This is a genomic window from Streptomyces sp. H27-H1, from assembly GCF_026627445.1.
In the GTDB taxonomy this organism is placed as follows: Bacteria; Actinomycetota; Actinomycetes; order Streptomycetales; family Streptomycetaceae; genus Streptomyces.
Genome location: NZ_JAPNLJ010000022.1, coordinates 41,572 through 60,010, shown reverse-complemented (window position 1 = coordinate 60,010; position 18,439 = coordinate 41,572). Strand labels below are relative to the sequence as shown.

13 protein-coding genes and 1 pseudogene are annotated in these 18,439 nt (G+C 72.9%); 6 read left to right on the top strand and 8 right to left on the bottom strand.

The features are described from left to right. Nucleotides 1–71: 71 nt before the first annotated feature. Nucleotides 72–686, top strand: a pseudogene (locus OTB20_RS23595) (PhzF family phenazine biosynthesis protein); the annotation flags it as partial. A 92-nt stretch (nt 687–778) separates the two neighbouring features. Here the strand turns inward: OTB20_RS23595 and OTB20_RS23590 are convergent. Then, nucleotides 779–3,307, bottom strand: coding sequence for an MDR family MFS transporter (locus OTB20_RS23590; protein WP_267820378.1), 2,529 nt, complete (start codon nt 3,305–3,307; stop codon nt 779–781). A 365-nt stretch (nt 3,308–3,672) separates the two neighbouring features. Here OTB20_RS23590 and uppS point away from each other — a divergent pair, with 365 nt between their 5' ends. Continuing rightward, a complete protein-coding gene (gene uppS, locus OTB20_RS23585; RefSeq protein WP_420716475.1) occupies nt 3,673–4,362 on the top strand; it encodes a polyprenyl diphosphate synthase in 690 nt (229 codons plus the stop codon). Between the two features lie 5 nt (nt 4,363–4,367). After that, complete coding sequence (locus OTB20_RS23580; protein ID WP_267820470.1) at nt 4,368–5,855, top strand: oxygenase MpaB family protein; 1,488 nt, start codon at nt 4,368–4,370, stop codon at nt 5,853–5,855. 26 nt (nt 5,856–5,881) lie between these two features. Here the strand turns inward: OTB20_RS23580 and OTB20_RS23575 are convergent, their stop codons facing one another. Beyond that, nucleotides 5,882–6,241, bottom strand: coding sequence for an ArsR/SmtB family transcription factor (locus OTB20_RS23575; RefSeq protein ID WP_267757921.1), 360 nt, complete (start codon nt 6,239–6,241; stop codon nt 5,882–5,884). A 131-nt stretch (nt 6,242–6,372) separates the two neighbouring features. Between OTB20_RS23575 and OTB20_RS23570 the strand changes: the two genes are divergently transcribed. Continuing rightward, the gene (locus OTB20_RS23570) at nt 6,373–7,803 is read left to right on the top strand and encodes an MFS transporter (RefSeq protein WP_267820374.1); all 1,431 of its coding nucleotides are present in this window, start codon (nt 6,373–6,375) and stop codon (nt 7,801–7,803) included. A 224-nt stretch (nt 7,804–8,027) separates the two neighbouring features. Continuing rightward, complete coding sequence (locus OTB20_RS23565) at nt 8,028–9,980, top strand: CASTOR/POLLUX-related putative ion channel (protein ID WP_267820372.1); 1,953 nt, start codon at nt 8,028–8,030, stop codon at nt 9,978–9,980. A gap of 157 nt (nt 9,981–10,137) precedes the next feature. Here the strand turns inward: OTB20_RS23565 and OTB20_RS23560 are convergent, their stop codons facing one another. The 6 genes from OTB20_RS23560 to OTB20_RS23535 form a co-directional block, all read right to left on the bottom strand. Further along, on the bottom strand, nt 10,138–10,530 hold the full coding sequence (locus OTB20_RS23560) for a hypothetical protein (protein ID WP_267820370.1): 393 nt from the start codon (nt 10,528–10,530) through the stop codon (nt 10,138–10,140). Between the two features lie 14 nt (nt 10,531–10,544). Further along, nucleotides 10,545–11,552 (bottom strand): helix-turn-helix domain-containing protein, encoded by a 1,008-nt coding sequence (locus OTB20_RS23555; RefSeq protein WP_267820369.1) that lies wholly within the window; start codon nt 11,550–11,552, stop codon nt 10,545–10,547. A 336-nt stretch (nt 11,553–11,888) separates the two neighbouring features. Then, nucleotides 11,889–13,889, bottom strand: coding sequence for a flavin monoamine oxidase family protein (locus OTB20_RS23550; protein WP_267820367.1), 2,001 nt, complete (start codon nt 13,887–13,889; stop codon nt 11,889–11,891). 226 nt (nt 13,890–14,115) lie between these two features. Continuing rightward, a complete protein-coding gene (locus tag OTB20_RS23545; protein ID WP_267820366.1) occupies nt 14,116–15,642 on the bottom strand; it encodes a flotillin family protein in 1,527 nt (508 codons plus the stop codon). 65 nt (nt 15,643–15,707) lie between these two features. Continuing rightward, nucleotides 15,708–16,217: a hypothetical protein gene (locus OTB20_RS23540; RefSeq protein WP_267820365.1), complete on the bottom strand. Its 510-nt coding sequence runs from the start codon at nt 16,215–16,217 to the stop codon at nt 15,708–15,710. Between the two features lie 134 nt (nt 16,218–16,351). Further along, complete coding sequence (locus OTB20_RS23535; protein ID WP_267820363.1) at nt 16,352–17,416, bottom strand: PucR family transcriptional regulator; 1,065 nt, start codon at nt 17,414–17,416, stop codon at nt 16,352–16,354. A gap of 527 nt (nt 17,417–17,943) precedes the next feature. On the opposite strand from OTB20_RS23535, the gene OTB20_RS23530 reads away from it, so the two are divergent. Further along, nucleotides 17,944–18,390, top strand: a complete 447-nt coding sequence (locus OTB20_RS23530) for a DUF7144 family membrane protein (RefSeq protein ID WP_420716472.1) — start codon at nt 17,944–17,946, stop codon at nt 18,388–18,390. Nucleotides 18,391–18,439 lie beyond the last annotated feature (49 nt).

Sequence of the window (18,439 nt, the reverse complement as noted above, 5' to 3'; positions counted from 1 at the left end):
ACGCTCCCGGCCAGGCCAGCCTGCCCGGTTGGCGTTGGCGGGGGCCACCTCGGCATCACTACGGTCCTGGCATGCGCATGCACGTCGTCGACGCCTTCACCGACCGCCCTTTCGCCGGGAACCCGGCGGCCGTGTGCCTCCTGCCGTCCGGGCAGTGGCCCGACGATGCCTGGATGCGGCAGATCGCGGCCGAGATGAACCATTGCGAGACCGCGTTCGCCCTCCCGCTGCCCTCCCCGGCCGAGGCCGACTGGGCCGTCCGCTGGTTCACGCCGCTCGTCGAGTCCAGGCTGTGCGGCCACGCCACACTGGCCACGGCGCACGTGCCGCGCGAAGAGCGGGGACTCGCCGGGACCGTACGGTTCCTCAGCCGGCACTACGGCGTCCTCCTCACCCACTCCCACGAGAACGCCGAGCGTGATCGTCACGGCGCCGGCCGCCGGGGCCGGTGCCGAGCACGACTTCGTCTCCCGCTTCTTCGCGCCGGCCCGGGGCATTGCCGAGGACCCGGTCACCGGCAGCGCCCACACCGTGCTCGCCCCCTACTGGTCGGCGCGTCTGGGCCGCAGCGAACTCACGGGACTCCAGGCTCCGCGCGGACCGGCCTGGTCCGCACCACCGTGCACGGGGACCGCGTACTCCTCACCGGAAACGCCGTCACGGCGCTGGAAGGCCCCCTGCGCGTCCAGCCGGGTCCGCACGCCGCACCCGCCGGGGCCCGGGTCGATGCCCCGTGCGTGCCTGCTGGGCATCGACCCGGTGGTTCGCGCGAAACCGCCTAGTGCTGGGCCCGGAGCGGTTCGGCCGGTTGCCGTGCGTCGGTCCGGGGCGGCTTGACCGTGACCAGCAGGCCGGCGGCCACGGCGGCGAGGAGCACGGCGCCGAACGCCCACCAGAGGGCGGTCGTGTAGGCGCTCAGCCGCTGTCGGGTCAGCTCCTCGACGGAGGTGGCGCTCAGGTGCGCCGCGAGGACGGCGGCGAGGAGCATGGCGCCGATGGCCTCGCCGAGCTGCTGGGCCGTGGTGACGGCCGCCGAGGTGGCACCCGCGTGCCGGGGGTCGACGCCGGCGGTCGCCGTGTCGAAGGCCGGCACGTAGGCCAGCCCGATGCCGAGGCCGATGAGGATCGAGGCGGGCAGCACCTTGGGCACGTAGGCGCCGTCGGCTCCGAGGCCGGTCACGATCAGCAGCCCCGCGGCCACGAGCACCAGCCCCGCCGCGATCAGGAGGCCGGGCGCGACGCGGTGCGCCAGCCGGGCGGACACCTGGGTGGACCCGATGAGGATGCCGGCGGCCATGGGGAGGAGGAGCGTTCCGGCGGCGGTCGGGGTGTAGCCGAGGACTTCTCGCAGGCACAGGTTCAGGAACGCGAACAGCAGGAGGGTGGCGCCGCCGGTCAGGAACAGGACGAGGAGCGAGCCGAGCCGGTCGCGGTCACCCAGGACGTAGGGCGGGAGCATCGGGCTCGACGCCCTGGTCTGGCGCCACAGGAAGGCACCGAGCAGGACGGCGCCGCCGATGAGCGGGATCAGTACGAGGGGCTCGGTCCAGCCGTACGGCCCGCCGGCGAAGAGACCGTGGACGAGGGCGGCGAGGGCGGCGCAGCCGAGCAGCAGGCCGGGCACGTCGAGGCGGGCGGCGGGCGGGCCCGGACGGTCGTGCGGCAGGGAGAGGACGAGGATCAGGGCGATCACGGCGACGGGGACGGCGAGGTAGAAGTTCCAGCTCCAGACCAGGCCGGAGGAGAGGCCTCCCGCGAACAGCCCGAGCACCGAACCGCCGCCCGCGAGCGCGGCGTAGACCCCGAAGGCCCTACCGCGTTCCCTGGGGTCGGTGAAGCCGGTCGTCACCAAGGAGAGTGCGGCCGGGGTCAGGAGCGCCGAGAAGGTGCCCTGAAGGACACGGACCGCGATCAGCGTTCCGGAGCCGCCGGCCGAGCCGCCGAGCGCGGAGGCCGCCGTGAATCCGACCAGGCCGATCACCAGTGTCAGCCGGCGCCCCGCCAGGTCCACGAGGTGACCGCCGGCCAGGAGCAGCCCGCCGAAGGCGACCCAGTAGGCGATGAACACCAGATTCAGGCTCTCGGAGCCGAGGCCCAGGTCGGCTTGGAGCTCCGGCGCCGCCATGTCGAAGACCGTCCCCTGCATCAGCACCATCAGCTGTACCAGGGCGGCCACGACCAGACCCCGCCAGCGTCTGGAGTGCGGGGAGGCGGGGTTCCGGGCCGCCGAAATCGGGGGCGCGGGCCGGTCGTCGGCGGGTGTGGCCGCCGGCGGTGGCCCGAAGCCCTGCGCCGCGGGGGCGGAGTGCGCGGGGGCCGTGGGGGCGTACGCGGGCGGCGGGGGGAGCCGGGGGCGCGGGGAGGGGACCCGGGGGTCCGGGCGCGCCGCGGGGGCCTCGGCCAGGGGCGCCGGAGCGAAGTCCAGCAATTCGGCCGCGTGGCGGCCCAGTTGGGCCAGGACCGCGCCCGGCAGCCATTCCCCGGCCTGGTCCGCGCCCGTACTGGCGGCGACTTCCTTGGGGGTGGGCCGCAGGGCCGGGTCCTTGTGCAGGCAGTCGCGTACGAGCCCGACGAGCTCCTGCGGCACACCGGTCAGGTCCGCCTCCTCCTCGGCGATGCGGAAGAGGTGGGCGTTCAGGCCGGTGTCCCTGGCGCCGAAGAGGAGCCGTCCGGTGGCGGCGTAGACGAGGACGGCGCCGAGGCAGAAGACATCGCTGGCGGGCGTGAGTTCGAGACCGCGGACCTGCTCCGGCGACATGAACCCGGGCGAGCCGATCAGCATCCCGGTACTGGTGAGCAGGCTGTCCCCGGCGAGGCTGTCCATGGCCCGGGCGATGCCGAAGTCGATGACGCGCGGACCGTCGACGGTGACCAGGACGTTGGAGGGCTTGAGGTCGCGGTGGATCAGGCCCGCCTCGTGCACGGCCTGCAGGGCGAGGGCGAGCCGGTTGGCGAGGGTGCGCACGGAATGCTCGGGCAGCGGCCCGAAGTCCTTGGCGACCACGGCGTGCAGGTCGGGCCCGGGAATGTACTGGGTCGCCACCCAGGGCACCGCGGCCTCGGGGTCGGCATCGAGGACGGCCGCGGTCCAGCTCCCGCCCACGCGCCGCGCGGCGGCCACCTCCCGGGCGAAGCGTTTGCGGAACTCCGGGTTCCCTGCGTACTCGGCCTGTACGACCTTCACGGCGACGGTGCGCCCGCCCTCGGACCGGCCCAGGTAGACCAGGCCCATGCCCCCGGCCCCCAGCCGGGCGATGAGACGGTACGGGCCGATACGGGTCGGGTCTTCGACGATCAACTGGTCCACGAGCGCAGGATAGTTCAACTATCCAACCCGGGTGAAGACATCGGCCGGATCCGCGGCCGACGGACACCGCAGCGGCCCGCGGGCGGAGATCGTACAGGTCCTCCGTCGCCACCACGGAGCCCGATCCCCCGTAGGCGTGAACACACCCCGACTCGGGGGCGGACGCGGCGCGAAGCCCGGCACTCTGCTCCTGGTGCCGGTCACGGCACCTGTCGCCCCCGGGCCCGAATCGGGTCCGGCGCACCGCGCTGCGCTCCGCGACGACGAGAGGGGTGGGTATGCGGGTTGAGCAGGCTCCGGGCAGTGCGGCCCCGTCGCGGGCACCGGCCGGCCGCGAGCGGGTGCCGCGCCATGTCGCCTGTGTGATGGACGGCAACGGCCGGTGGGCGGCGCAGCGGTCGATGCCGCGCACCTCCGGCCACAGCGCCGCGGAGGCGACGGTGATCGAGGTCATCGAAGCGGCCCGGGCCGCCGGGGTGGAATGGCTGAGCCTGTACGCCTTCTCCACCGAGAACTGGACCCGCCCGAGCGGCGAGGTGGAGTTCCTGATGCGCCTGGTGCGCCGCGTGGTGCGCAAGCACGCCCCGCTGCTGCTCGCGCGCGGAATCCGGTGCCGGTTCCTGGGCGTTTCGGACCCGAGGATCCCGGCCCCGCTGGCCCAGGACTTCGCCGATCTGACGACGCTGACCGGCGCCAACCGCGGGATGACACTGACGGTGGCCTTCGACCACGGCGGGCGCGGAGACATCGTCGAGGCGGCGCGCTCCCTCATCCGCGGCGGGCTGGCCGCCGAAGCGGTGGACGAGGGGGTCTTCGCCGCCCACCTGCCGTTCCCCGACACACCCGATGTGGATCTCGTCATCCGCACCTCCGGCGAACAGCGCATCTCCAACTTCATGCTCTGGCAGGTCGCCTACGCCGAGTGGCTGTTCCCGCCCGTGCTGTGGCCCGATTTCCGCGCGACGCACTTCGCCGAATGCCTGCACGCCTACCAGCAGCGCGACCGCCGTTTCGGCGGCCTCGCACCGACCGTGAACGGAGACCTCCGACCGTGACCGACCTGGATCCCGATTCCCCCTCCCCCGGTGAGGGCGCAGCGGCTGCCGCAGACGGCGTCGAGGAGCCTTCGTTCGGGCCCGATTCGCAGTTCCGCCGGTTCTCGAACGATCCGCGGTGGGCGCTGGCCATGATCCGGGCGACGGTACTGGAGGCCGCCCACCCGCAGATCGGCGCGGCCCTCATCGGCAACTCCACCTTCGTGGCGCACCCGTGGCGACGGCTGCGCAACACCTTCCTGAGCATGCAGCGCGTCTTCGACGCCGATGCCGGGGTGCGGGAGCGGGAAGCGGCCCGGCTCAACCGGCTCCACGCCCGCATCAACGGCGCCGACGCGCGCGAGCGGCCCTACGACGCCATGGACCCCTCGGTGCGGGCCTGGGTGGTGGCGACGCTCTACGAGAGCACCGTCAGCATGTGCCGGCTCAGCGGCCAGCCCCTGACCCAGGCCGAGATGGAGCAGTTGTACGCCGAGTACCAGGCGTTCCTCGCGCTGCTGGGTGACGAGGCCGGCCATCTGCCGGCGACCCTGCGGGAGTTCTGGCAGTACTTCGACCGGATGGTCGCGCAGGAGCTGGAGAACACCGAGGCGCTGCGCATCGTCCTCTACGGGCTCTTCGACCACCTCCCCGCGCCGCCGCTGCTGGACGGCATGCCCACGCTGTGGGCGGCCGGCCGCTCCCTCGTCGGGCCCGTCCTCGGCGCCATCACGGTGTCCTCGCTGCCGGAGGGTTTCCGCCGCCGGGCCGGGCTGCCCGAGATCCCCGGAGCCCAGACCGTGGCGCAGGGCGCGTACCTGGCCATGGGCATGGCGCGGTTCCTGCCCGACGGCTGGCTCAAGACGGACGAACTGGTCGACCTGCTCTCCCTGGTCCCCGGCAGCGACGACCCGCGCGCGAAGACGATCACCGTGGTGCTCGAGGGCGTCAAACGGGCCGGCGCCCTGCTCAGGCTGCTCACCCCGCTCCCCCCGGAGCCCGGTCCCGGCGCCCCGGCGCAGGGTCCTCGGCGCAGCGCCGAGGAGTTCTTCCACGAGGTGCTCGACCAGACCGGCGACGGCTACCTGGACTGGCCCGACCTCGCCGCCATGGCCCGCGAGCTCGCCGGGCGGCTCGACCTCGACGAACCCGAGGAGACCAGGCTCTACCGGGCGTTCGCCGACTGGTGGCGGGAGTTGCAGCAGGCCCTCGACGCGGACGGCGACGGCCGCATCAGCAAGGAGGAGTACGCGGCGGCCGTGCCCTCCCTCGCCGGACCCGCGCTGATCAGGGCGGCCGAGGTGCTCTTCGACGCCGCCGACACCGACGGGAACCAGTCCATCGACGAGGAGGAGTACCGGTCGCTTTTCCGCACCGGGTTCCGGCGCGATCTGCGCGATACGGCGGGCACCGGAGCCACGTACTCCCGGGGCGCGTTCGTCAACGACTTCGTGTCCTTCATGACGGGCCGCCGGCGCTCCGGCCCCTACGACCCGGTCCTGGCCCAGGCCTGAGGGGGCCGGACGCGTGGCCACGGGAGTCAGCTGTGCGGGGCCGTGCCGCTGACTCGGTGGTCGGCGTGACTGAGGGCCTCCAGGACGAGGCGGCGCAGGTGGCCGTCGCGCAGGCTGTAGTGGATGCGCCGGCCTTCGCGGCGGGTGTCGACCAGGCCCGCCAGCCGTAGTTTCGCCAGGTGCTGGCTCACCGCGGTCCTCGACGCGGCGCAGCGCTCGGCCAGCGAGCCGACGTCCGACTCCTCCTGGGCGAGCAGCCACAGGAGGTGCAGCCGGGTGACGTCCGAGAGCATCGCGAAGACCTCGGTCGCCTCGGCGAGACGCGCCCTGTCGGGGTCCCGTAGGTGCGCATCGGGTGCAGGTGGCTGGGGTTCGCGAGCAGGCATGCCCCCAGGGTAGGTCGCTCCGGGGCGGCTCAGGGTGAGGGCGGGTCCGCAATCCGATCATCATGTGCGCAGGTGTGCATACGTGTATACATTGGAAGCGCCGTCCACCGCCCCGCCCGCAGAGGAGCCGCATGCCGAGCGTGCTGCGCGACCGCACCTACCGCCGCCTGTTCGGCGCCCAGGTCGTCGCCCTGGTCGGTACGGGCCTGGCCACCGTGGCCCTCGGACTGCTCGCCTACGATCTCGCGGGCGCCGGCGCCGGTTCGGTGCTCGGTACGGCGCTCGCGATCAAGATGGTGGCCTACGTCGTCATCGCCCCGGCGATCGCGGCGGTGGCCGACCGGCTGCCGCGCCGGACCCTGCTGGCCGGCTCCGACCTGGTCCGGGCGGGGGTCGCGCTCTGCCTGCCGTTCGTGAGCCAGGTGTGGCAGGTCTACGTCCTGATCTTCCTGCTGCAGGCCGCCTCGGCCGCGTTCACTCCGGCCTTCCAGGCCCTCGTTCCCGACGTCCTGCCGCAGGAGCGCGACTACACGCGGGCGCTGTCCCTTTCGCGGCTCGCATACGACCTGGAGAGCCTCCTCAGTCCCGCGCTCGCGGCCGCGCTGCTGTCGGTGGTCGGCTACGACCGGTTGTTCGTCGGTACGGCGGCGGGCTTCCTCGCCTCCTGCGCGCTCGTGGTGTCCGCCGTCCTGCCCGCACCGTCCGAGCGGGGCGCGGGCTCCGGCGGCGCCGGGGCATCCGGCGCGGGCAGGGCGGGCGCGTACGCCAAGGCCACCGCGGGGACGCTCCTGTTCCTCAGCTCCCCTCCCCTGCGGTCCCTGCTGGCGATGAACCTCGCGGTGGCGGCCGCCGGAGCGGTGGTGACGGTCAACTCCGTCGTGTACGTGCGAGAGTTCCTGGGGCTGTCCGCCGAGTCGGTCGCCCTGGCCCTCGGCGCGTACGGAGCCGGGTCCCTGATCGTGGCCCTGGCACTGCCGCGGGTCCTGGACAAGCGTCCGGACCGGCGGGTGATGCTGGCCGGCGCCCTGCTGCTCCCCGCCGCCTTCGGCGCCCTCGGCGCCATCACCTCGGCGCACGGCGGCGGTTGGCGCTGGCCCGCGCTGCTCGGCACGTGGGCGGTGTTCGGGGCGGCCTGCTCGATGGTGCTCACACCGGCCGGCCGGGTGATCCGGCGGGCCGCGCCGGAACGGGACCGTACCGCGGTGTTCGCCGCCCAGTTCTCCCTGTCGCACGCCGCCTGGCTGCTGACCTATCCACTGGCGGGCTGGGTCGGCGCGCGGGCCGGGCTCGGGTGGGCGACGGCGGCCCTCGGCTCGATCGCGCTCGCGGCCGCGGCCCTCGCCGCGCACCTGTGGCCGGCCGGGGCCGGGCAGCCGGGCGACACGGCGGTGGTAGCGGTGGCGGACGTGGTGGCGGTGGCGGGCCGGGGCCACGTACACGAGCACGAACACACCGGGCTGACCCCCGGGCACCCACACCTGCGCGGGGCCCGCCGCGCCGGGGCGGGGTGGCGGCACAGCCACCACCACTCCACCGACGAACTGCACGCCGCCCACGGCTGACCGGCGCCGGCGCAAACCGCTCGGACGACCCGCGTGTCACCCCTCGGGTCGCGGCGTTGAACTGGTGACCGAACAGATAACAGCGCCCGAGGTCCCGCGCGTTCATACCTCTGAGTGAGGTCGGTGGAGTTCGCGGGGGCGGCGGCGGAAATCCGCCTAGGGTGATTCCGGTGTGGCGGGCAGCCACTCCGACCGGCGCCTCGACTCATGTACGGGAGCTTGCTGTGGCGCAGCAGCACACGACGTCACTCCGGCTCCGTCTCCGGTACCGCTTCGACCATCTCGTCTCGGGGGGAACGACCGCCCTCATCGGCTGGCTCGCCCTGGCCTGCCTCGCCGTCGTCGTTCCGGCGAGCGCGGTCCTCGTCTGGTCCGACCGGGCCGCTCCGGCCACGCTGTCCGGCCGGCTCACCGCCGTGTGGGTCAGCGTCGGCCAGACGCTGAAGATCGGGGGCGCGGTCGGCTCCCCGCTCTACGTTCTGGCCTCCGTATCGCTCGCGCTCGTGGCGCTGCTCTTCGTGTCGACCCTGGTCAGTCTGATCACCACGGGCATCAACCGGCGCATCATGTCACTGCGCCTCGGTCACTCCACCGTGCTGGAGACGGGGCACACCGTCGTACTGGGCTGGTCGGACCAGGTTTTCCCCGTGATCGGGGAACTGGTGGCCGCCAACGCGAACCAGCGCCGCTCCGCCATCGCCGTACTCGCCCCGCAGGACAAGGTGTGGATGGAGGACGAGATCTCCACCCGCGTCCGCGACAGCGGCAGCGGCAGAACGCGGATCATCTGCCGCAACGGGAGCACCACCGACCCCACCGAGCTGTGCCGGGTGAGTCCGCGGACCGCGAAGGCGCTGCTGGTACTGCCTCCCACCGGGGACACCGGTGACGCGCAGGTGGTGAAGACGCTGCTCGCCCTGGACGCTGCCGTCCCCGGCTCCGGAGCGGGGGACGCGGTGGTGGTCGCCGCCGTCCGCGACTCCCGCAACCACATGACCGCCAAGCTGGCGGCAGGCCCCGCGGGACACGTCCTGTGCGTCGACGACATCGTCGCCCGGCTGCTCGTTCAGACGGCCCGGCAGCCCGGCCTCTCGCTCGTCTACTCGGAGTTGCTGGACTTCGAGGGCGACGAGTTCTACCCGGTCACCGCCGAGGACCTCGTGGGGCGGACGTTCGGCGAGGCGCTGCTGTCGTTCGCCACGTCCTCGGCGGTCGGCCTGCTGCACGCCGACGGGAGCGTCACCCTCAATCCGGACCCGGGGGCGGTGATCGGCCCGGCCGACCGGATCGTCGTCATCTCCCGGGACGACGACACCGCCGTACGGGTGGACATGGCCTCCCACGTCGAGGAGGCCGCCATCGTGACGGCCGGCCCCAGGACCTGCCAGGCCGAACGGCTCCTCCTGCTCGGCTGGAACCGCCGCGCGCCGCTCGTCATCGAGCAGCTCGACCAGTACGTGAGCCCGGGAACCACCCTGGACGTCGTGGCGCTGGGCGAGTACGCGGGCGGGTACGGCCCCCAGGCCGTCACGGCCGCGCGGTCCCGGCTCGAAGTCATTTTCCACCACGGTGACATCACCGCCCCGCTCACCCTGGCCAAGCTGGACGTTCCCTCGTACGACGGGGTGATCGTGATCGGTGAGACGGAGCCGGCCGCCGCGGCCTCGGACGCACCCCTCCCCCTCCTCGCCCCGGTGACGGATCCGGAGGCGCGGGCGGACGACAGGACACTGGTCACCCTGCTGCACCTGCGGGCCATCGGGGACGCCGCACACCGGGAACTCGCGCTCACCACCGAGATGTCCGACGACGGCAACCGGCTCCTCGCGCCGGCCCGGGGCGGCGCCGACTTCATCGTGAGCGGCAGACTGATCAGTCTGCTGATGACCCAGATCTCGGAGAGCCCGTATCTCGCCGAGGTCTTCGAGGAGTTGTTCACGGCGGAGGGCCACGAGTTCCATCTCAAGCCGGCCGCGGACTACGTCCGGGCCGGTCAGGAGGTCTCGTTCGCCACCGCCGTCGAGTCGGCGCGGCGGCGCCGGGAATGCGCCGTCGGCTACCGGCTGCGCGCGCGGAGCGCGACCGGCCCCGACTACGGGGTGCGGATCAACCCCGACAAGCGGCAGCGGGTGCGGTTCTGCGAGGAGGACTGGCTGATCGTGCTCGCCGAGAGCTGACTGCGGCGCCGGGGCGGGCCCCTGGGACTTGTCCGACGACAAGAGCCAGAGGGCAGCCGCTCCTGTGTGACCGGCACCGCCCACGGCTGAGCGGGTCCGGTGGCGCGTGAGAGGCGCCGGCCGCCGGGCCGGCGCCCCTCACGGGCGGTCTCCCGGATCAGGCCGTGGCGCGGGCCCAGCCGCCGCAGGTGCTCCAGTCGACGGTGTAGTTGTTGCCCAGACATACGCGGAAGTCGAACTGGTAGCCCTCGGGCAGGTTGCCGTAGGAGCGGTCGGTGCAGCCGCCGGCGCCGCCGGTGTGCCACTTGTACTGCCAGCTGCCGTTCACGTAGGCCTCGGCCACGACGGACTTGCCGTCCGCGGCGTGGTCGCAGACGGTCATCTTGTCACCGTTCGAGTACCAGGTGGCGGAGCCCGCGCCCCCGACACTGCCGGCCGCGCCCGCCGAAGGGGCCATGAGCACCACCGCGGCGGCGGCCGTGCCCGCCAGCACGAGGGCCCTGCGGACGGTGCGGGACTTCTTGGGGGTGTCGCTCGAGGTACGGAACATGATGGTGCGTCTCCTCACGTGCCCGGCGCCGGATTGCGCCCTGCTGCGACAAGATCCTCGCGGGGTGCACGGCGCGCGGTCTTGGACGAATACGCACTCGCCCCGCCCCGGGACCCGGCGGGGGCGCTCGTGACCTGCCCCGCTATCCGGTCGGCGACGGGTGGTTCGGCCGGTCCGCCGGGGCCGGTGAGCCGGGCCGCGAAGAACTCGCGCGGGGTGGCCCCGGTCATGACCTTGAAGTCGCGGCACAGGTGCGGCTGGTCGCTGAATCCGCAGGCGATGGCGACCTCGGCCGGGGAAAGAGAGCCGGCCGCGAGCATGCGCATCGCCCGGTTCAACCGCATGACGCGGGCCACGGCCTTGGGGGGCATCCCCGCCTGTTCGTTGAAGCGGTTCTCCAACTGCCGTACGCTCCAGCCCGTTTCGGCCGCGAGCCGGGACACCGCCAGCAGGCCCCCGGACTCGGCGAGCCGCCGCCAGGCCCACAGCAGGGGCGGCGCGGGCTCCGGGCCGGCCTCCATCCAGCGGGCCAGCTCCCGGTCGAGCAGGGCGAACCGCTGCGGCCAGCCCGGTAGTTCCGCGAGCGCGTCGCCGAGCCGGGCGGCCCGGACCCCGGCCACATCGGCGAGGTCGAGGTGGCGGTTGGCCAGCGCACCCATGTCGACGCCGAGCAGGCGGTGCGCGGCGTACGGGGTCAGGACGACCTCCAGGGCGGCGAGGTGGCCGCCGTGCTCCCCGATGGTGGGCCGGGTCTGCAGGCCCGACACCGAGGAGGCCAGGAGCAGCTCCGTCGCCGGGGCCCCCGGGACCCGGCCCGGGCTGATGAGCCGCATCGGGGGGCCGAAGCCGAGGACCAGCGTGACCCAGGGCCCGGGGACCTCCAGCCGGCGGCGGACCACGCCGGTCGCGAAGCGCACGCCCCGGTAGAGGCGCACGCCGGGCGAGAGCGCGGGGCCGGGGCGGGCGAGGGCCACGTCCCAGGTGCCTTCGGGGCACACGGCGTGCTGGAGGAGTGCTGTCATGGTCGCTCGTCCCGTCCGTAGGCGACGTTTCCGCAGGCTGCGGCCCATGCTGGGGGCCCGGACGGGTCCCGGCAGCGCGGATTCAGGTCAACCTCGGCGGGGCGGTCGGTACGCACGTTCTGCCCTGACATCGACACACCGGACTCGGGTGGCGACGGCTCGGGCGTGCTTGAGCTTGTCTGATGGCGCGGCGAATATCCCAGTCGTCGACCGGCAGGAACGGGCGCAGCCGTTCCCACTCGGCATCACTCGGATCATCCCGCCCCATGCCCCGTCAAAACGGCCTGGGCACAGGGCAGTCAGATGGCCGACCGGACACGCCCCAGGCGTATTGGCCTAGGCCGTGTGCACGTCCAGGGCGGTCCGCACCGCGGATTCCAGGGCTCCCTCGATCCACGCGGGCTTGATGGAGGTGTGGCATCCGGCGAAGTGCAGGTTGCCCTCGGCCTTGCGGACGTGGGGGAAGAGCTCGGTGTGCTGGCCGGGCAGCAGTACGGACGCCTCGCCGTAGGCGTAGGGGTCCCGCATCCAGGACTGGGTGCGGCCCACTCCCGTGTAGAACACCTCGATGCGCTGCCCGAACACCTCCTGGACACCGGCGAGGGCGCGCGGGTAGCGCTCCTCGTCGTCCAGGGAGTCCCACTTCAGCGCGTCGTCCGACCAGCTGTAGGAGGCGAGGATGACGCCCCCGGCGCTGCCTTGGACGGGGTAGGAGGGCTGGAACATGAAGCGGTTGGGGTTGTCGGTGGCCGAGCCGCCGCCGATGACGCCGGCCGCCTCGGGCTGGTCGCGGGTGACCACGCGGCTGGCGGCGTAGTGCGAGCGCTGGCCCGCGGAGATGTGGCCGTCGGGTACGGAGGGGTGTGCGCCCAGCAGGCTTCCGTCCGCCGGGGTCCGACCCGTCTGGTACTTCCGGTACAGGCCGGGCTGTACGGCCTCCAGCTCGCGCTTCCAGTCGGCCTCGTCGAACTCCCACCAGCGGAGGCTGAATTCGAGCAGCACCTTGGTGGCCGCGTCGTAGTGCAGCTCGGTGACCGCGCGCCGCTTGCCGTACGAGAGCGCGGGGGTGATGGGGATGTGGCGCAGCCCGGAGAAGGGGACGGTGATGATGGCGGTGTCGGCGGTGAAGGTCTCGCGCCGTACGGGGCTGCCGCCGCGGCCCTCGGAGACGGTTTCGACGGTGACCCGGTCCTCGCCGTGGGTGATGCGGGTCGCGCGGCGGTCGAGCCGTACGAGGTCCTTGACGCGGGCGTACAGCGCGTCGGCCAGGGTGGCGGTGCCGTCGGGCAGTTCGTAGAACGCGGTGTCGGGGCTGATCAGCGAGGCCCCGATGAAGCTGTGCACGAAGGCGAGGTGCAGGCGGGAGGTGAGGTTCTCGACGGTGCCGATCAGGTCGATGGTCCGCTCGTCGAGCTTGGCCTCCTCCGTCAGGAAGCGGTACATCGACATGTGGCCGTAGCGCTGGATGACCCGTGCCCAGCCCTCGACGAGTTCCTTGTCCTTCTTGCCCTCGATCTCCCGGCGCACGGGGGCGAAGGCGTCGCGGACGATCTGCGAGGCGGGGACGGACTCGTACGCCTGCGGAACGCCGAAGGAGCGGTTGACCGTCTGGGGGGCGCGGCCGTAGTCGGCGCGGCGGACGCGGATGCCGTTGACGTAGATCCAGGTCCGGTAGGCGGGGCGGCCGGCTCCGTCCACGTCGACCAGGTGGAAGCGGCGGCGCTCGAGGCCGAGGCTGTCCATCAGTCCGGTGACCAGCGGGTGGCTGTCGGGGATGCGCATCGCGCCGGCCTCGGCGTACTGCTTCGGGTCGGCGAAGGGCTGGTCAGCGCCCTCGTGGCCGCCGGTGCGGAAGGTCTTGATGCGGCCGCCTACCCGGTTGCCGTTGGCCTCGATGACGGTGACCTTGTGGCCGGCCTGGCTCAGGAGGTGGGCGGCGGTCAGGCCGGCCGGCCCGGCGCCGACGACCAGCACCTTCTTGGCGGGGCGGCGCGAGCGGGGCAGGCCGTTCTTCAGCAGGATGTCGGCGTAGCGCGGTACGAGTGGCTGGTCCTCTTCGTCCCGTACGAGGATGGCCCGGGCGATCGTCAGGCAGGCGTCCCACTCGGCGACGGCGGAGCCGGGGACGGCCTGCGAGGTCTGGGCGGAAGTGACGGCGACGCCCAGTCCGCCGGCTCCGGCGACAGCGGCCGCGCCGGCGATGACGGTGCGGCGGGAGGGCCGGCGGGGAGCGGGGGCGGGCTCGCCGGGGGTTCCGGGGGTTCCGGGGGTTCCGGGGGTTCCGGGGGTTCCGGGAGCTTCGGAGTTTCCGGAGTTGGCATCGGGATCCATGATCATGAAGCCAACTCTTGCCGCCCGCACGGCCCCGGACCGCCAGAAAGTGCCCGCACGCGCAAGGACCACCCGGACGTGGGTCGCGCGTCGTCCCGTGCTGACGAACTGGCTTTCGCACGAGCGGCTTCGGCGCCTCCCCGACAGGCTCCCCGGCGGGAGCCGGGGAACCGGACCGGCCTTGAGGCCCGCTCCCCCGTAGCGGGCCTCGAGGCGGTGGTCCGGTGGGGTGTCAGCCGGTGATTTCGACCTTCTTGTGGGCCACGGGCACGACCTCGGCCGCGGCAGGCTTCGTCGGGGCGGTGAGGCCCTTGAGGAGCTGCGCCAGGTCCACGCCGGTGGTGGCGCCGAGGAGTTCCATGCCCTGGGCGACGTTGTCGGCGACCGTACGGGAGAGCTTGCCTGCGCCGTCCGTGGAGATGACCGTCATCTTGTCGATGGCGCTGAGGGGTTCGGCGGCCTTGGCCACGATCTGCGGCAGCGCCTCGACCATCATCTGGATCATCGCCGCGTCGCCGTAGGACGCGAAGGCGTCGGCCTTCTTCTGCATGGCCTCGGCCTCGGCCGCGCCCTTGGCGGCGATGGCCGCGGCCTCCGCGTCGCCCTCCAGGCGTACGGCTTCGGCGATCGCCGCACGCCGGGCCCGCTCGGCCGCACCGCGCTTGGCTCCCTCGACGGCCTCCGCCTCGGCGAGGGCGGAGCGACGCTGCTTCTCGCCCTCACCGGTCAGGCGGGCCCGCTCGGCCTCGCCCTGGGCGGCGGCGATGGCGGCCAGCCGCTCGGCCTCGGCCTGCTTGACGCGGGCGACACGCTTGGCCTCCGCCTCCTGTTCGGCCTGGTACCGACGGGCGTCGGCCGGTTTGCGGACCTCGGTGTCGAGCTGGCGGTCGGTCAGAGCCGCCTGCCGCTCGGCCACCTTCTCCTGTTCGGCGAGGATCTGCTGCTGCCGATCTGCTTCCGCGAGGGGGCCCGCGGCATTGGCCTGGGCCGCGGCCGCGTCGGTCTCGGCCTTGATCTCCGCCTGACGCAGGTACAGGGTGCGCTGCGCCACCGCGATCTCCTCCTCGGCCTTCAGCCGTGCCTGCTCGGCTGCCTGGCGGGAGTTGGCCTCGGCGATGTCCGCTTCCTGCTTGGCGCGGGCGGCCTCCGGCCGGCCGAGGTCCTCGAGGTAGGAGCCCTCGGTGGTGATGTCCTGGATCTGGAAGGCGTCCAGGACCAGGCCCTGGCCGGAGAGACTGGCCTCGGCCTCCTCCGCGACCTGGCCGGCGAACGCGGCGCGGTCGCGGATGATGTCCTCCACCGACATGCGGCCGACGATGGCGCGCAGGGCGCCGGACAGTACTTCCTGCGTGAAGCCGACGATGCCGTCCTGCTGCTGCAGGAAACGCTGGGCTGCGGCCCGGATGGCGTCCTCGTTGCCACCGACCTTGACGATCGCGACGCCTTCGAGATTGGCCTTGATGCCGCGCAGGGTGACCGCTCCGCGGACCGCGATCGGAATGTGCCGACTGGACAGGTCGAGGGTGTAGCGCTGCTGGACGAAGGGGACGACGAACACGCCGCCGCCGACCACGACCTTCTGTCCGCTGTTGTCGGTCGATATCAGTCCGGTCTCCGGGTCGGTGGACCTCTTGCCGCGCCGGCCGGTGATGATGAACGCCTCGCTGGGCCCGGCGACCTTGTAGCGGGTGACGACGACGAGCGCGAGCAGGACGAGGAGTACGACGACTCCCACGACCGACATGACGACTGGGCTCATGATGAATCCCCCCTGCCTCCCCCTCGGGGGCAGATCGGTGATGGATGAACAGGTGGAGGACGGCCTCAGCGCTCGACGGAGCGGACGCTGACCGAGGTGGACGAGGGCGCGGCCGTGACCCATACCTCGGCGCCGCGCCCCAGCGGGCCGTCGGCGGTCGCCGCGTACTTCACCGGCTGCCCGGCCAGCCGGAGCATGACCTCGCCGTAGCCGCCCGACGGAATTGCGGTCACCACGGTCCCCGTCGATCCCACGAGATCGCCGTGCCGGGGCGCGGCCCCGCTGCCGTCCCGCAACAGGGCCTGGCTCAGCCGGTACGTCGCCCAGCCGGCCCCCGCGCCCGCGAGGGCTCCGACGGCTGTCGCTGCTCCCGCCCCGAGTCCCGTGGCGCCGAGCACGATCACCCCGGTGAAGCCGAGCATCGAGACGAAGCCCGCGGCCACCGGGAGCGACAGCCAGCCGTCGAACAGGCCGTCCAGAGCGCCGTCGAAGACGCCCTCCAGGAGTCCGTCGAAGACCAGCGAGGCGGCCAACAGCACGATCCCCGCAATGCCGAGACCCAGAAACAAGCCCATGAGCACCTCCTCGCATGGCTGGCGTTTGTGCCGGACACCGGGATCGTGTCACCGCGACGGGCCAGTGCACATTGCCTGCCGTCGGCAATCTTTACGCTGCCTTAACGCACAAGCGGGGCTGCCGGCCGGCGCGCTCAGGCCGCGGCTTCGCCCGGCCAGCCCAGGAGGCGGGCGCCGATGGCCGCGGTCTGAAGGGTGTACCGGTTCACGGGGTCGGCCGGGTCGGCGCCGGTGAGGGTGCGGATGCGCTCGAGCCGGTAGGTCAGCGCACGCACGCTCAGGGACAGGCGGCGGGCCGCCTCGGTCGCCACGCAGCCGCTGTCGAAGTAGGCGGTGAGCGTGTCGAGGAAGGGCTGGGCGCCCCCGCGTCCGTTCCGGAGAGGTCCCAGCACGCTTTCCACCAGATCGGCCATGGCTTGCCGGTCCCGGGTCAGGACCGGATAGACCAGCAGGTCGGAGGCGTGGTGCACCGGCCCCTCCAGCCCCATCCGCTCGGCCAGGTCGAGGGAGTTGCGGGCCTCCTCGTACGAGTGGACGATGCCGCCGGCCCCCTGATGGGAACGGCCGATGCCGACCCGCCCGCCGCCGGTCGCGGCGTACGCCTGCTTCGCGAAGAAGGCGAGTACGTCCGGCTGGCCGCCCGGGACCACGCAGATCAGCCGGCCGTCCTTCGTGGTCAGCAGGATCTGCCGGTTGCCGAACCGGGCCAGGACGCTCTCCTCGATGCCCCGGGCCACCGGGTAGCCGTCGCCGTACGGCTCCGGCCCCTGGGCCACCGCGACCGCGTGGTCCTGCGACAGCCGGAGACCGAACCGCTCGGCCCGCTCCGCCAGCCGGCCCAGGTCGCTGCCCCCGTACAGGAGGTCGTCGACGAATTCCCGGCGCTCGGCCTCCGCTTGGCGCACCGCCTGGTGCTGAGCCCGCTCGTACCCCTCGGCGAAGGCGTCCACCGCCTGCTCCACGGCGAACAGCAGCGGGCCCGTGGCCGCGGCCGGCAACCGCGGCTGTATCTCCCGCGCCGCGGCCAGATGGTCACGGATGAGCCCGCGCAAGGCCAGTCCCGCCTCCGCCGCCCGCGTGCCCTGCGCCCTGCGGCTCTCCAGCTCGTCACGGGTCAGCCGGCGACCCGTGACGCACGCGTCGACCAGGCTTTCGACGTACCCCGCCACGTGCTCCGCCGGTACGGCCCCCTCGGCCATGCCCTCCCCCGATCCTCACGACTCCATGACATGTACTCAACGCGGGCGCGGAGCGATGTGTGCCCGAGTCCCGCCGCCATCGGCATCAGAGCGATGTAAAGGCTGCCGGTCACCGGCAATGCGCGGCGGTGCACCGCCCGGGCAGGATCAGGTCACGGGGGCACCCCGTCCGGCCCGGGTTCCGAGCCGCAGCAGCGGGGGGACGGCATCCGGGCCGGAAGCGGGGCCCGTTCACACGAGCGGCCCGGCGCCGGACGCCCCGGCCGGCGTCGCCGCGACGCCTCCATCCAGCGACTCGGACCACACGACAGGAGGATCCGGCCCGAGCACCACCCACCGGGCGCGGAAGCAAGCGCGGGTCGCGGCCAAGGACCCGGCGGCTGACCCGGCAGCTGACCTGGAATTCCGTTCGGGCAACCGTACGGATTCACCCGAATGGCGGCGCTTGAATATCCCCGCACTCCCCTTCCACGGACGCTGGACGGCACACCGCACGCTCGGTGTACCGCCCGACGAAGGAGTCTCCCGTGGCACAGACAACGCCCCCCAGCAGGGCCCCCAACAGCCGGTACGCCACCGACGGACACAACCCGTGGGCGACGAGCGGCGCCATGTTCGCCGGAGTCCTGATGCTCATGGAAGGCGTCCTCGGCATCCTGAAGGGAATCGTCGGCATCGCGGACGACGACGTCTACGCGAGCGTGGGCGACTACACCTTCAAGTTCGACGCCACCGCGTGGGGCTGGATCCACCTCATCGTGGGCATCGTGCTCGCGATCGTCGGCGCGGGCATCCTGAAGGGGGCGGCCTGGGCACGCGGCACGGGCGTGGTGATCGTCGCGCTGGACGTCGTCCTCAACTTCCTGTGGCTGCCCTACACGCCGCTCTGGGCCCTCATCTCGATCGCCATCGGCATCTTCATCATCTGGGCCCTGTGCACGGACACGAGCAGCAACCGCTCCACCGCCACCTGACCGGAACCGCCCCTCGGCGGCTCGCCGGGACCGTCGATCACCGGGGCAG